Source organism: Microbacterium sp. Root280D1 (assembly GCF_001428975.1).
In the GTDB taxonomy this organism is placed as follows: domain Bacteria; phylum Actinomycetota; class Actinomycetes; order Actinomycetales; family Microbacteriaceae; genus Microbacterium.
Map to the genome: position 1 here is coordinate 522,665 of NZ_LMJK01000001.1, position 14,167 is coordinate 536,831.

General features: G+C 67.7%; 13 protein-coding genes. 7 read left to right on the forward strand and 6 right to left on the reverse strand.

Features of this window, described 5'->3' with window-relative positions; all coding sequences use genetic code 11:
• Positions 1-99: 99 nt before the first annotated feature.
• On the reverse strand, positions 100-852 hold the full coding sequence (locus ASE34_RS02635) for an SDR family NAD(P)-dependent oxidoreductase (protein WP_053098474.1): 753 nt from the start codon (positions 850-852) through the stop codon (positions 100-102).
• A 130-nt stretch (positions 853-982) separates the two neighbouring features.
• Positions 983-2,197, reverse strand: coding sequence for a trans-sulfuration enzyme family protein (locus ASE34_RS02640; protein WP_053099350.1), 1,215 nt, complete (start codon positions 2,195-2,197; stop codon positions 983-985).
• 114 nt (positions 2,198-2,311) lie between these two features.
• Between ASE34_RS02640 and ASE34_RS02645 the strand changes: the two genes are divergently transcribed.
• On the forward strand, positions 2,312-2,755 hold the full coding sequence (locus ASE34_RS02645) for an Lrp/AsnC family transcriptional regulator (RefSeq protein ID WP_056276242.1): 444 nt from the start codon (positions 2,312-2,314) through the stop codon (positions 2,753-2,755).
• 55 nt (positions 2,756-2,810) lie between these two features.
• Here the strand turns inward: ASE34_RS02645 and ASE34_RS02650 are convergent, their stop codons facing one another.
• A complete protein-coding gene (locus tag ASE34_RS02650) occupies positions 2,811-4,220 on the reverse strand; it encodes an aldehyde dehydrogenase family protein (protein WP_056276245.1) in 1,410 nt (469 codons plus the stop codon).
• The gene (locus ASE34_RS02655; protein ID WP_053098477.1) at positions 4,220-5,272 is read right to left on the reverse strand and encodes a homoserine dehydrogenase; all 1,053 of its coding nucleotides are present in this window, start codon (positions 5,270-5,272) and stop codon (positions 4,220-4,222) included. Before ASE34_RS02655 ends, ASE34_RS02650 begins: the two co-directional genes overlap by 1 nt.
• Positions 5,273-5,561: 289 nt before the next feature.
• Here ASE34_RS02655 and ASE34_RS02660 point away from each other — a divergent pair, with 289 nt between their 5' ends.
• The 3 genes from ASE34_RS02660 to ASE34_RS02670 are packed head-to-tail and all read left to right on the forward strand — an operon-like array spanning position 5,562 to position 8,978.
• On the forward strand, positions 5,562-7,040 hold the full coding sequence (locus ASE34_RS02660) for an amino acid permease (RefSeq protein ID WP_082297953.1): 1,479 nt from the start codon (positions 5,562-5,564) through the stop codon (positions 7,038-7,040).
• Positions 7,037-8,167 (forward strand): alanine racemase, encoded by a 1,131-nt coding sequence (alr, locus tag ASE34_RS02665; protein WP_056276248.1) that lies wholly within the window; start codon positions 7,037-7,039, stop codon positions 8,165-8,167. Before ASE34_RS02660 ends, alr begins: the two co-directional genes overlap by 4 nt.
• Positions 8,168-8,207: 40 nt before the next feature.
• Positions 8,208-8,978, forward strand: coding sequence for an IclR family transcriptional regulator domain-containing protein (locus ASE34_RS02670; protein ID WP_162253843.1), 771 nt, complete (start codon positions 8,208-8,210; stop codon positions 8,976-8,978).
• On the opposite strand, the gene ASE34_RS02675 is transcribed toward ASE34_RS02670, so the two are convergent.
• Entirely contained in the window at positions 8,961-9,752 is a 792-nt protein-coding gene (locus ASE34_RS02675; protein WP_056276251.1) for an IclR family transcriptional regulator, read from the reverse strand. The two genes, ASE34_RS02670 and ASE34_RS02675, sit on opposite strands and share 18 nt — an antisense overlap.
• A 22-nt stretch (positions 9,753-9,774) precedes the next feature.
• Positions 9,775-10,800, reverse strand: a complete 1,026-nt coding sequence (locus ASE34_RS02680; RefSeq protein WP_053098481.1) for a LacI family DNA-binding transcriptional regulator — start codon at positions 10,798-10,800, stop codon at positions 9,775-9,777.
• Between the two features lie 195 nt (positions 10,801-10,995).
• On the opposite strand from ASE34_RS02680, the gene ASE34_RS02685 reads away from it, so the two are divergent.
• From ASE34_RS02685 to ASE34_RS02695, 3 genes are read left to right on the forward strand one after another with little or no spacing between them, the layout of a single operon-like run.
• On the forward strand, positions 10,996-12,378 hold the full coding sequence (locus ASE34_RS02685) for an extracellular solute-binding protein (protein ID WP_056276254.1): 1,383 nt from the start codon (positions 10,996-10,998) through the stop codon (positions 12,376-12,378).
• The gene (locus ASE34_RS02690) at positions 12,378-13,316 is read left to right on the forward strand and encodes a carbohydrate ABC transporter permease (RefSeq protein ID WP_200955147.1); all 939 of its coding nucleotides are present in this window, start codon (positions 12,378-12,380) and stop codon (positions 13,314-13,316) included. Before ASE34_RS02685 ends, ASE34_RS02690 begins: the two co-directional genes overlap by 1 nt.
• 8 nt (positions 13,317-13,324) lie before the next feature.
• Entirely contained in the window at positions 13,325-14,158 is an 834-nt protein-coding gene (locus ASE34_RS02695; RefSeq protein WP_056276257.1) for a carbohydrate ABC transporter permease, read from the forward strand.
• Positions 14,159-14,167 lie beyond the last annotated feature (9 nt).

Genomic DNA, 14,167 nt, shown 5'->3' on the forward strand with positions numbered 1-14,167 from the left:
GAAGCGCGGATGCAGGGCGAGATGGTCGATCTCGCCCTGCATCCGTGTTTTCGTCCTGCAAACGGCGCGGCGCGGACAGCGGCGCGTGGCGACCGAGCCTCAGGGGGCGGTGTAGCCGCCGTCGACGAGGTGGTAGCTGCCGGTGATGAAGCTGGCGGCGTCGCTGGCGAGGAAGGCGATGAGGTTCGCGACCTCGTCGGGCTGGCCGAGGCGACCGATCGGGTGCTTGCTCACGAGGAACGCCTTGGCCTCGTCGCCCATGGTGGCGAGCAGGGGGGTGTCGATGAAGCCGGGGCCGACCGAGTTCACGCGCACGCCCTGGGCGGAGTACTCGAGGGCAGCCGACTTGGTCATGCCCACGACGGCGTGCTTGGCGGCGACGTAGGCGGGGGAGTTCGCGAAGCCGACGCTGCCGAGGATCGACGCGATGTTGACGACGGAGCCGCCGCCGTTCGCGAGGATCGAGGGGATCTGCGCCTTCATGTTGCGGAACACGGCGTTGAGGTTGATCGAGATGACCTTGTCCCACGCGGCGTCGTCGTACTCGGCGGTAGGAGCGGATGCGCCGCCGATGCCGGCGTTGTTCACGCCGATGCGCAGCGGGGCGAGCGTGTTCGCGAGCTCGACCGAGCTGGCGATCCAGTCGGTGTCCGTCGCGTCTCCGACGGATGCCTCGGCGATGCCGCCGGCGGCGCGGATCTCCTCGACGACCGCGTTCGCGTTGTCCGCGTTCAGGTCGTTGACCACGACGGAGGCGCCGTTCTGGGCGAGCAGCAGAGCGGTCGAGCGTCCGATTCCGCTGCCTGCTCCCGTCACGATCGCCGAGCGGTTCGAGACGTCGTACTGAGCCACGAGTGACTCCTCTTCCGGACGGTCACGGTGCCGGGAGATCTTCTCGGACGGTCCGTCCTAGGTCTCCAGCCTACGCCTGTCTCAGGGAGATGGATGCACGTGAATGGATCCGTGCCGTCGCATGCGCTGTCTACCGCGAAGCGCTGCCGAAGGTGAGATCGAGAGCGGCGGAGAGGTCGGCGAGGAGGTCGTCGGCATCTTCGAGGCCGACGGACAGACGCAGGTGTCCGAACTCTCGGAAGGGTGCCGGATAGGTGGCGACACGGCCGCCCTCGGTGCCCGTGTGCACGATGAGCGAGTCGTCGTGGCCGAGTGAGAACCCGGAGGTGATGAGTCGCAGGTTCGCGACGAAGCGGTTCTGCACGTCGGGGGAGCCCGTGACGGCGAAGGCCATCATGCCTCCGAAGCCGCGTCCGCCGAACTGCCGCACGGCGAGGGCGTGGTCCGGATGCGATTCGAGACCCGGGTAGTAGATGTACTCGACCCGCGTGTCGGCTTCGAGCATCTGCGCGATCTGCAGCGCCGACGAGAAGTGCTGGCGCAGGCGCAGCGGCAGGGTGACGGTGCCGCGCTGGATCTGCCACGCGTTGAAGGGCGAGATGATGCCGCCGACGTCGACCATGGCGTCGGCTTTGATCGCCTGGATGAGATCGCGCCGGCCGGAGACCGAGCCCCCCATGGCGTCGCCGTGGCCGTTGAGGTACTTGGTGAGGGAGTGCACCACCAGGTCGGCGCCGTCGTGGATCGGTCGGTAGAACGGCGGCGGCGAGAACGTCGAGTCGACCATGAGGATGGCGCCGGCGGAGTGGGCGATCTCGGCGACCGCGCTCACATCGGCGACCTTGGTGGTCGGATTCGCGATGGCCTCGATGCACACGAGACGCGTCTCGGGGCGCATGGCCGCCCGCACCGCGTCGAGGTCGCTGATGTCGACGAAGCTGGCGTCGAGCCCGTAGCGCTGGGGCAGCAGCTCTGTCCACAGGCGCCACGTGGCCTCATAGACCACGTCGCTCACGACGACGTGGTCGCCGGCGCGCACATGAGTGAAGAACACCGCGTGCAGGGCGGCGACTCCGGAAGCGAGGGCGACCGCGTCCTCGGCTCCATCGAGCGCGGCGAGCTTCTGCTCGAGTGCGGCCTGATTGACTCCGGTGTTGCGGGTGTAGAGCCCCGGCGCAGTCGCCGACCAGCTGATCTCGCTCGGGTCGTCGGGCAGCTGGTACGAGTTGGCCATCACGAGGGGCGTGCGCAGCGCCAGGGTCGAATCGAGCTGATTGCCCCCGTGCACGGCCAAGCTCAGGTCGGACAGCGTGTGCAGATCCTTGCGGTCGGGTCGAGCGCTCATCGTGACTCCTTCGTTCTGCACCGTCTTCCAGTGCCATCTTCCACCCTAAGGTGCATAATAGACACACGCAATTGCCAATACTGCACAGTTTGCGGACTGAACCAGGAGGTCCCGATGGAGCGGCTTCATCTCGATCAGATCGATCGCCAGATTCTCACGGCGCTCACCGACGACGCCCGCATCCCCTTGGTCACTCTCGCCTCTCGGGTGCATCTGTCGCGCAACGCGGTCAAGCAGCGCATCGAGCGGATGGAGCGGCAGGGCGTGATCGGCGGCTACAGCGTCGTCCCCGGACGCGCCGGCGCTTCGCCGGTCTCGGCCATCGTGCTCGTCTACCGCAGTGATCGAATGCGCGGCGGCGGTGTCGTCTCGCAGATCGCGCAGATTCCCGAAGTGCGTCGGTGTGATGTGCTCTCGGGCGACTTCGACCTGCTGGTGACGCTGGAGGCGGAGTCGATGGATCGCATCGGCGAGATCTGGGAGATCCTCGCCGCGCTGCCCGGAGTCGCGAACACCGTGACGGCGGTGTCGTTGACCCGGGTGGTCGATCGGTCATGACCTCGCAGAGGGGCAGGGCATCCCCCGCGGACCCCTCCCCCTCTGCGAGGAGATCTCAGGTGGTGATGCAGGTGACCTTCGGCTGGGTCATCTCCTCGTACGCGAAGCGCACGCCTTCGCGCCCCATGCTCCCGTACTTCGATCCACCGAACGGCATGCTGTCGACGCGGTAGTCGGAGGAGTCGTTGATCATCACGCCGCCGGCGTCGAGCGCTTCGGCGACTCGCAGCGCGCGGGTGATGTCGGAGGTGAATGCCGCGGCATGCAGCGCGTAGTCGATGCTGTTCGCCGCCGCCACCGCCTCGTCTTCGGTGTCGAACGGCGTCAAGACCACGATGGGGGCGAAGGCCTCCTCGCTCCACGCTTCGCAATGGGCAGAGACGTTCTCGAGAGCGGTCGGCCAGTACACCGAGCCCTCCCGGCGGTGTCCGGCGAGCACGCGTGCCCCCGACCGCACGGCGTCGTCGACCACACGCTCCGCGTTCGTCGCCGCGGCCACCGAGATCATCGGGCCGACATCTGTCGACTGGTTCACCGGGTCGCCTGCGCGCAACGTCGAAGTGCGGGCCGCGAATCGGTCACGGAACTCGGCATACACGGAGCGCTCGATGAGAATGCGCTGGGCGCCGACGCAGTTCTGCCCCGCCGCCCAGAACGCGCCGGATACGCAGGCCTCGACGGCGGCCGAGATGTCGGCATCCGCGAACACCAGCACGGGGGCGTTGCCGCCGAGTTCCATCGCCAGCTTCTTGAGGCCCGCGGCGCGGGCGATCGCCTCGCCCGTCGCGAATCCCCCGGTGAACGACACCATCCGGATGTCGCGCACGGCGACGAGCGCCTGCGCCACATGACGGTCTCCGTGCACGACGGTGAGGATCTCATCGGGGAGTCCTGCCTCCAGCAGCACCTCGACGAGGAACCGCGCGGTCAGCGGGGTGAACTGCGACGGCTTGAGGATCACGGCGTTGCCACCGGCGATCGCCGGTCCGATCTTGTGCGCGACGAGGTTGAGGGCGTCGTTGTACGGCGTGATCGCGAGGATCACCCCGAGCGGCTCCCGCGTGTACCAGCCACGACGATTCGCGGAGCCCTCGTAGGCATCGAAGGGGATGACCTCGCCGTCGAAGGCGCGGGAGGTCTCCGCCGAGAGCGAGATCGTGGTCACCGCGCGCTGCACCTCTTTGCGCGCCTGAGTGATCGTCTTGCCTGCCTCGCGCACGATGAGCGTGGCAGCCTCTTCGGCGCGGCCTTCGAGGATCCGCGCGGCACGGTCCAGGATCCGATGCCGCGCGAACCTCGACAGATCGCGCGAGAGCGTGGCACCGAGCCGCGCCCGCGACATGATCTCGTCGACGTCGTCGACCGAGTGCTGGGCGAGTCGGGCGATCACCTCTCCGTTGTAGGGATCGAGCACTTCGAGAAGTGACGCGTGCGCCACGGGAGCTTCGACGGAGGGCGCGCTCATCACGCCGCTCCTACGAGCGACGCCTGCTGCGCATCGATCGCGATGATGTCCGACAGCAGAGCGTAGGCCGTCTCGAGGCGTCCGGCACCGGGGCCCGACATCGTGACGGTGCCGAGCAGATCGGTCGTGAACGCGATCGCGTTGGTCGCTCCCGAGATGCCCGCGAGAGGGTGGTCGGCGGCCAGCGAGAGGGGCTGGACGGATGCCGTCACGGCGCCGGACTCGTCGCGCGAGATCGTTCCGAGGAGCTTCCAGTGCTCGCCGGCCGCCGCTGCCGCGACGACATCGGTCGCGGTGATCCCGCTGATGCCGACGCGCGAGACATCGGCCGTCGTGATCTCGGCGCCGAGCAGCTCATTGGCGAGGATCACGACCTTCAGCTGGACGTCCGACCCTTCGATGTCGGCGGTGGGGTCGGCCTCGGCGTAACCGAGCGCCTGAGCCTCCGCCACGGCATCGTCGAGCGACTTGCCCGACTCCATCTGCCCGAGCACGAAGTTGCTCGTGCCGTTGAGGATCCCCTGGATGCGGCTGATGCGGAGCCCCTTGAGCGTCTGCTGCGCCAGCCGCAGCACGGGCGTGCCGCTCATCACCGAGCCCTCGTACTCGAATCGGGCCCCGTTCTGCTCGGCGAGCCGGTTGAGCTCGGCACTTGCGAGCGCGACGGGTCCCTTGTTGGTGGTCGTGACGCTCTTGCCGCTCTCAAGGGCAGCACGGACATGCGAGATCGCGGGTTCGCCGTCGATCGGGTTCGTGTAGGTCGCCTCGACGATGATGCCCGCTGTCGTGGTGCGGATGACGTGGTCGTTGCGAGGGTCGACGTCGCCGCCGGGCATACCGGCGAACGAGTCATCCCCTGTCATCGCGAGCACCGCAGCGAGGTCGATGCCGTCGCTCTGCATGAGGGAGCCGAACCGCAGATCCGTGATCGCGACGACCCGCAGGGTGAAGCCGAGGTCGGACGCGAGCTCCGTACCGCGGTCGCGGATGATCTCGGCGAGGGCGCGGTTGACGCCTCCGAAGCCGATGAGGGCGAGGTCGTGGTGAGTCACGGGAGTTCTCCTTCTCTACGTGGGCTGTCGCCGGCGTCGCCGTGCTGACATGGCTCCATCCTCAGCGCCGGTGGTGTCCGTACGCGCCTGTCAGAACGGCAGCGTGAGGTGACGGATCGGCAGCTTCCCGCGCGGAATGTCGGCGGTGGCGACTGCAGGCGGCAATCCATGGTCGTGCTCTTGCGCACCCGATGACGCAGCGGATAGTGTCCCCGCAGATCATCAACAAGATGCGTCATTGGCACATAGATGTGAATATGATGCACATACAACCCGATTGAGAGTTCCGATGACGCCTCTTCCCGGCGAGAAGCCCCTCCCCAACGTCCTGCCGAACACGACGGCCACTCAGGTGCCGCTGCGTCGGCTGCAGCGCACCATGGATGCCCGGCACCTGATCATGATCGCGCTCGGCGGTGTGATCGGTTCCGGGCTGTTCCTCAGCTCCGGCTACACCATCTCGCAGGCGGGCCCCCTCGGCGCGATCATCGCGTACCTGATCGGGGCGTTCGTCGTCTACCTCGTCATGGCGTGCCTGGGCGAGCTCGCAGTCGCCTATCCGGTCTCGGGTGCCTTCCACATCTATGCCTCCCGGTCGATCGGCCCAGCGACCGGCTTCACCACGGCCTGGCTCTACTGGCTGTGCTGGGTCGTCGCGCTCGGGTCCGAGTTCACGGCATCCGGCATCCTCATGCAGCGCTGGTTCCCCGGGGTGCCGGTGTGGGTGTGGTGCCTGATCTTCGCCGCAGTGCTGTTCCTGCTCAACGCGATCTCGGCACGTGTGTTCGGCGAGGCGGAGTTCTGGTTCTCGCTGGTCAAGGTCGTGGCGATCGTCGGCCTGATCGTGCTCGGCGGGGCGGCGATCTTCGGGTTCACGCCCCTCTCGCCCGAGCACCCGCCCGCACTCCTCTTCAGCAACTTCGAGACTCCCGGCGGCCTGTTCCCGAACGGGTTCAGTGGCGTGATCGTCACCGCCCTCGCCGTCTTCTACGCGTTCAGCGGCTCGGAGCTCATCGGTGTCGCCGCGGGCGAGACCAAGGATCCGGCGAAGAACATCCCTCGTGCCCTGCGCTCGACGGTGCTGCGACTCGTTGTGCTCTTCGTCGGGGCGATCGCGGTCATCGCCGCGATCCTGCCGTACGACCAGGCCAGCGTCACCAGCAGCCCGTTCGTCGACGTCTTCCAGTACGTCGGAGTCCCGTACGCCGCAGACATCATGAACTTCGTCATCATCACCGCGCTCCTCTCCGCCGGCAACAGCGGACTCTTCTCGTGCGCACGGATGCTGTTCTCGCTCGCCGAGGAGGGCCACGCGCCGAAGGCGTTCACCCGCCTCACCCGGCGTGGTGTGCCGCTCATCGCGCTGAGCGTCAGCATTCTGATCGGCCTCGTCTCACTGCTCACGAGCGTGGTCGCGGCGGGCACGGTGTACCTGGTGCTGGTGTCGATCGCCGGATTCGCCGTGGTCGCGGTGTGGATGTCGATCGTCGCCTCGCAGTTCTTCCACCGGCGCAGGTTCCTCCGCGAGGGGGGACGCGTGCAGGATCTCGCCTACCGCACGCCGCTCTACCCGGCGCTGCCCATCGTCGCCTTCTCGCTGCTGCTCATCTCGATCATCGCGATCGCATTCGACCCGAATCAGGTCGCCGCGCTCTACTTCGGCATCCCGTTCGTCGGGGCGTGCTACCTGTACTTCTGGTGGCGTCACGGTCGCAAGGGCGCGCGAGATGTCGTGCAGGATCACGAGGCTGAATCCGTCGAGGCGTGACGACCCCCGTGTCCGCGGCCGGGTGGGTGGAGATCGATGAGAGCGCCATCGCCCACAACGTCCGCACGATCCGCGCAGAACTCGGCGAGAACGTCGAGTTCTGCGCGGTCGTGAAGGCCGACGCCTACGGACACGGGATCGACATCGTCGCGCCGGTGCTCGCCGCGCAGGGGGTCACGATCATCGGCGTCGCGTCCAACGACGACGCGGCCGCCGTGCGGCGGGCGGGCTTCACGGGGCGACTGATGCGAGTGCGCCCCGGCGGACGCGACGAGATCGGCGACGGCATCCGCTTCGGCGTGGAGGAGTGGATCGGCGGTGCCGCGCACGCGGGAATCGTGGGAGCCGTCGCGGCAGCGCAGGGGGTCAGGATGCGCGTCCATCTCTCGCTGAACTCGACCGGGCTCGGTCGCGACGGCATCGACCTCGGCGAGGCCACGGCGATGGATGCCGTGACCGGCGTTCTCGCAGACCCGAACCTGGACGTCGTCGGCCTGTGCTCCCACTTTCCCTGCGAAGACATCACCGACGTGGTCGAGGGTGCATCCCGCTTCGACGCGGAGACGCGCGCGGTGTGCGTGCGGGCGGGTGCGGGTGATCGGATCGTGCGTCACTGCGCGACCACGTTCGCGGCGCTCAGGGTGCCCGCATCCCGGTTCGATCTCGTGCGCATCGGAGCCGGGTTGTACGGGGACACCGATGCCGTGGGCGGCGTGTTGCGACCGGCCATGCGGGTCGCGTCCCGGATCGCAGCGATCAACCCCTACCGTCGCGGAAGCACCGTCGGGTACGAACGCTGGCACCGTCTCGACCACGATGCGCGTCTGGCCGTGATCCCCCTGGGGTATGCCGACGGAATCCATCGCAGCCTCAGCGGCACCGGCGAGGTGCTCGTGCGGGGGAGACGTGCACCGATCGTCGATCGGATCGCCATGAACAGCTTTCTCGTCGACGTCACCCGAATAGACGACGCAGTGGCCGGCGACGAGGCCGTGCTGTTCGGCCGTCAGGGTGACCAGACGATCGCTTCGGCTGATGTCGAGGGCGCCCACGGTCACATCGCCGCCGACCTCTACGTCGCGTGGGGACGCCTTCTCCCTCGTCGTCGCGTGGTCGGCGACGGGTAGGATTGCGGTGATCTCGACCCGCAGCGAAGGAGGACCGGTGGTGGCTTCCTCGTCTCTGGTGCAGGGACTGAAGCTCCTCGACGCCGCCGTCTCGCAGGAGCGCCGCGCGCGGCCGGGTCTCAACGCGTCGCGTCTTGCGGAGCACACCGGGATCGAGCGCAGTCGTGTGTCGAGGCTCACACAGGAGCTGCGTGCGCGACAGTTCCTCAGTCGAGACGACGATGCGCTGTTCTCGGCGGGGCCCGAGTTCTTCGGCACCGCCGCCGTGCTCAACACGACGTGGCTGCGGGCCTCGCGAGCCGCTCTGCGGGCGCTCGCCTCGCAGCGCGGTGTCAACGCCCTGATCACGATCGCCGACGGCGCGCGCGGTGTGCTGCTGCGCTGCGAGAGGTCGGCCGACGGGTTCGATCGCTCCATCCGTGAGGGGCTCGTCACGCCGATCTGGTGCACCGGCGCGGGTCGAGCGCTGCTCTGGGATCACACGCTCGAGCAGCTCGAGGCGCTGCTCGAGGACGTCCAGTTCGTCGGGGTCGGTGGACCGACGGCCGCTCGTTCGACGCGCGACGTGTGGGCGCTGCTCGAGCGGGACCGCGCGGACTCGCTCATCGCGGCGGCGGAGGAATACGACGAGGGCATCGACGAGTTCGCTCTCCCCATCCGCAGCAGGGGTGAGGTCATCGCCTCCCTGGCTGTGCGCGGCAGGCATCGGCCGAAGGGGATCACGCGGGATACGCGGGCCCTGCTCATGCAGTTCGCCGGCGAGCTCAGCGCCGCAGCGGGCGCGGATCAGCCCTCACGCGAGAACGGCTGAAGGGGCACCGAGTTCTCGGGAGAGCTCGGCGGCAGCGCGGGCGCACGCCTCGCCGCACGTCGCCGTGCGCTCCGCCATCACGTCGCGCGTGCCGATCACCTGGACCGCGGCGACGACCTCGCCGCGGTGGTCCCACACAGGAGCGGCGACGGAGTAGAGACCAGGCTCGGCCTCCTGGTCGACGATCGCGAACCCTCGGCGCCGATCGTCGTCGAGCCGTGCGAGGAAGTCGTCGATCGAGGTGGGGGTGTTCGGCCCCTGAGGTGAGAACTCGGTGGCGCGGAACACCGCGCGGATCTCGTCGGCCGGCGCGTCCCACAATGTGGCACGGCCTGCGTCGCTGCAATAGGCGGGGTAGGCGCGTCCGATCCACGACCCGATCATGCGTGAGTCCGCGGGAAGGCTCTCGAGCATGGTGAGCGTCGTGTCGCCCTGCAGCACACTGAGGAAGGCGGCTTCGCCGAGGTGCGACGACAGGTCCTCGAGCACCACCAGGCCGTGCGTGCGCAGCCGCTGTGCACTCAGCTCCTGGGCGGCGGCGTACCATCCCCACGCGAGGGCGAATGAACGGTCCGCCGCTCTGGTCACGAGGCCCGAGCGTTCCAGGCTCGCCAGCGTGCGCGACACCTGCGAGCGCTCGCGACCGAGAGAATCCGCGATGACGCTGACCGTGGCCGGTCGGAGGTCGCGGGTGAGAGTCGCGACGGAGGAGAGCACATCGAGTCCTCGGCCCATGCTGCTCGACGAGGGGACACTCGACGTCGCGGGGGGCATGGAACGAGGTTACCGCTGTGCGTCAGCTCACACGGCGGATCGACGCCCGCTCGATGACCGGCATGGGGATCAGCACGGCGTCGAGCGGCCGCTCGCCGAGCAGCATCTCGACCGCTGTGCGACCCATCACGTCGTACGGGAGCCGGGCGGTCGTGAGCCCCGGCCGCTGGAAGCTGGCGAGCTCCTCGTCGTCGAAGGAGGCGACCGAGATGTCGTCCGGCACCCTCAGCCCTCGCTCGGCGATCGCCTGGTACGTGCCGAACGCCACGCCGTCGTTGCCCGCCAGGATCGCCGTGAGGTCAGGGTGCGCGTCGAGCATCTGCAGGGTCCGCGTGTATCCGATGTCGGGGTTCCACTCGGGGACGTCGATGATGAGCGGATCGACGCCCGCCTCGGCGAACGCGGCGCGGATGCCGTCGAATCGCGAGCCGATGGTCACCGAGTACACGGGGGACGAGACCGCACGGGGATTGTTGCCGATCACGCCGACACGGCGATGCCCGGCATCGGTGAGCAGGCGCGCCATCGCGTGGCCCGCCACGCGCTCGTCGGGCAGGACCGAGGGGTGACCCGTCGTCGACGTGCCGTTGACGATCACGACGGGGACGTCTGCGGGCGTCTCGGGCACCTCGATCATGCGGGCGCCGAGGAGGCCGATCAGGATGCCGTCGACCCGGCGGTCGATCATCGCCTGGATCTCGTCGGCGATGGTCGCGTCGTCGCCCTCGGTCTCGGCGATGAGGACGGTGTGGCCGTGCTCCTTCGCCGCCGACAGCAGGCCGCGGATCATCTCGGAGGCGTAGCGGGTGACGGTGATCTGGTCGGAGATGAAACCCAGCGTCTTCGTCTTGCCCAGGCGCAGGCTCTGAGCCGCGGGATTCGGGCGATAGCCCAGCTCCTCGGCGGCGGCCTTGACCCGTCGCGCCGCGTCGACGGAGAGTCGCGACCCCGGTCGATCGTTGAGGATCATGCTCACCGAGGCCTTCGACATGCCCGAGAGCGCCGCGACGTCGGCGAGCGTCGGTCTGCGATCCACTCTCTTCGGCATCGGCGTCCTCCAGTCGCTGCGATCCAGCATAGGCAGTGGATGCCGAGCCCCGAAACCACCCGTGTTGAATTGATTTAGCAAAATCGTTGCGACCGCGATTCGACGATGCTACTCTCGGCGATGCTGAATCAATTTAGCATCGCAGCCCGGGACTCTCGATCCGTGCCGCGAAGTCATCACACAGGAGAGAACATCGTGGTTGATCTCACTCGCAGGGCTCTGTTCGGCGCGATCGGACTGGGCATCGTCGGCACCGTCGTCTCGTGGCCGAGGCTCACCGGATCGGACATCCCCGGGCGCGGCAAGGACACTCTGACGGTCGCCCTCTTCGGCACCGCGCAGGATGCGCTGGCTCGTCAGTCGCTGATCGACGGCTTCCAGCGCAAGCACCCCGGCGTCGAGGTGCGCATCGTCGCCATCCAGGGTCAGGACTGGAGCGAGTACTTCGCGAAGATCCTCACGATGATCGCCGCGGGCACGCCACCCGATGTCGTCACCGTCGCGACCGAGGGGGCGCAGCTCTTCGCCTCGCGCCTCGCGCACCCGCTCGACGACTTCGTGCGTCGTGACGCGTCCGAGATGCAGGAGTACTTCGATGACGTGAACCCCACCCTCATCGAGGCGTTCATGTATCAGGGCAGCCTCTTCCAGATGCCCGACAACTTCAACGCCGCCAACGTGTTCTACAGCACGACGGCCATGGAGCGCGCGGGGCTGGAGCGTCCCGCGGACAACTGGACGCTGGAGGACTTCCTCGGCACCGCCCGCGCGATGAAGAAGAGCGCCTCGGGGCAGTTCCTGCCGTACTTCTGGAACAACCGGCTGTGGGGCGGAGTGGTGCCCTGGCTGTATGTGAACAACACCAGCTTCCTGCATGAGGAGAAGGCGACCGGCGGCGACTGGCTCTGGGACCGCTTCTATCCGGATCAGCCGGCCCGCAGCGGAGGCTACGTGTGGAAGCAGGCCGACGCGCTCAACGAGCATGCGGTCGAGAGCTTCTCGGTGCTCGAGCGCATGGTCTCGGAAGGGCTCGCGGCGAACCCGGCGCAGGGCGGCGGCAACGAGCTGGTCTCCCTGTTCTCCACCGGCTCCGTCGGGATGACCCCGGCCGGCGGCTTCTGGGTGCGCGGCCTCGAGGAGGCCGGCGTCGCGAACGACGCCTACGACGTCACCTACTTCCCGAGGATGGCGGGGCAGCGGCACCAGTTCGGCGCGGGCGGCTACGCGATCATGGAGACCTCGCCGCGCAAGGACGAGGCGTGGGAGTGGCTCAAGTACTGCGTCTCGGTCGAGGGCATGACGATCGCGCACTCGAAACCCGACTCGTCGCTCCCCCGTCGCTCACTCAACGCCAAGCTCTACGGCGCGGGAGTCGGGCCGGCGCACTGGGACGTCTTCTACGACACGCTCGACAAGTTCCCCGACACGGGTCCGATGCCGGCACCGCCCCAGCAGGCGGCCGTCGAATCCGCCCTGCTGAAGAACGTGGTGTCGACCATCACGAACGGTCCGTCCGGCGTCCGCCGAGGACTCGAGACCATGCAGCGAGATCTCGAGCTCGCATTGGGGGGCAACTGATGTCCGAGAGCAGCACCCGCACCGTCACGGTGCCCACGAAGCTGCGTCGCGAGACCGGCACGGTCGCCCGATCGGGGCGCGTCTTCACCTGGGTCTTCCTCGCGCCGACGCTGATCGGGCTCGGCCTGTTCAACTTCGTGCCGATCATCGGATCGTTCGTCCTGGCGTTCTTCCGCTGGGACATCATCTCCGACCCGGTGTTCGTCGGGTTCGACAACTTCGTCGACCTCGCCGCGAACCCGACCGTGAGCGTCTCGTTCCTGAACACCATCGGCTTCGTCGTCATCGCTGTCATCCTGCAGCTGTCGGTGGCTCTGGTGCTGGCGGTGCTGGTCCAGTCCAGGATGCCGAACTGGCTGCGCACGTTCTTCCGGTCGGCGCTGTTCTTCCCGCTGATCCTGTCGGCGGCATCCGTCTCGCTGATCATGGCGTACCTGTTCAATCAGGAGTTCGGGCTCGTCAATCAGACGCTCAACCTGATCGGCATCGCGGACGTCGGCTGGTTGACGACCGGCCTCGGTGCCAAGGTCGTGGTGCTGCTGGTCTACGTGTGGCAGAACTTCGGGTTCACGTTCCTGCTCTTCATCGGAGGTCTCGCGGCGATCCCGAGTGAGGTCTACGAGGCGTCCTCCCTCGACGGCGCGGCCGGGTGGACCCAGTTCCGCATGATCACGCTGCCCTTGGTGAGCCCGACCCTGCTCGTCGCATCCGTGATGGCGATCATCAACGCGCTGCAGATCTTCGACCAGCCGTGGGTGCTGACCCGAGGGGGTCCCGGCGACGAGACCCGCACCGCGGTGATGGTGATCTACGAGTCCGCGTTCCGACAGCTCGACTTCGGCGGCGCATCGGCCATCGGCATCGTGCTGACCCTTCTCATCATGCTCGTCACGGCCATCCAGTTCCGGCTGAGCCGCCGATTCGTCTTCTACGGGTGAGGCCCATCATGACCACGACAGTGTCTTCGAAGCGTTCCTGGCTCTACACCCTCGGCACCGGCGGAAAGTTCGCCCTTCTCGGGCTCGCCGCCCTGCTGACCATCGGTCCCGTCGTCTGGACCCTGATCACGGCGCTCTCGCCGACCGACCCCGTGACCCAGGAGGTCAGCGTCGGGTTCGATGCGTTCGCCGACGTCTTCGCCAAGATCCCGATCTGGCTCTACGCATGGAACAGCGCCCTGGTGGTGGTGCTGGTCGCCGCCGGTCAGATGCTCTCGGCCGCGATGGCCGGGTATGTGTTCGCGAAGTTCGAGTTCCGCAGCAAGAAGCTGCTGTTCGCCCTGATCCTCGCGACGATGATGGTGCCGCTGCAGGTGACGATCGTCCCCGTGTTCATGCTCGTGAGGGGCATGGGCCTCGCCGACACGCTGCTCGCGCTCATCGTCCCCGCGCTCCCGACGGCATTCGGCACTTTCCTGATGCGGCAGTACTTCATGGGCATCCCGACCGAGCTGGGAGAGGCCGCCCAGCTCGACGGAGCGGGCCCCTGGCGCACGTTCTTCGGCGTCTACCTGCCGCTCGCGACCCCGGGTCTCGCGATCGTCGGTATCCTCGCCTTCAACTACCACTGGAACGAGTTCTTCCGTCCGCTGATCATGACGATCAGCGAGCAGAACTTCACGTTGCCGCTCGGTCTGGTCACACTGCAGGGCAACCTCGGCACGGGCAGCGTGTCGACGGTGCTCGCCGGAGTGATCCTCTCGATGATCCCCGCACTCCTGGTGTTCTTCTTCGGGCAGAAGCCGCTGCGCGAAGGACTCACCGCCGGCGTCGGCAAGTGACGCACGCCC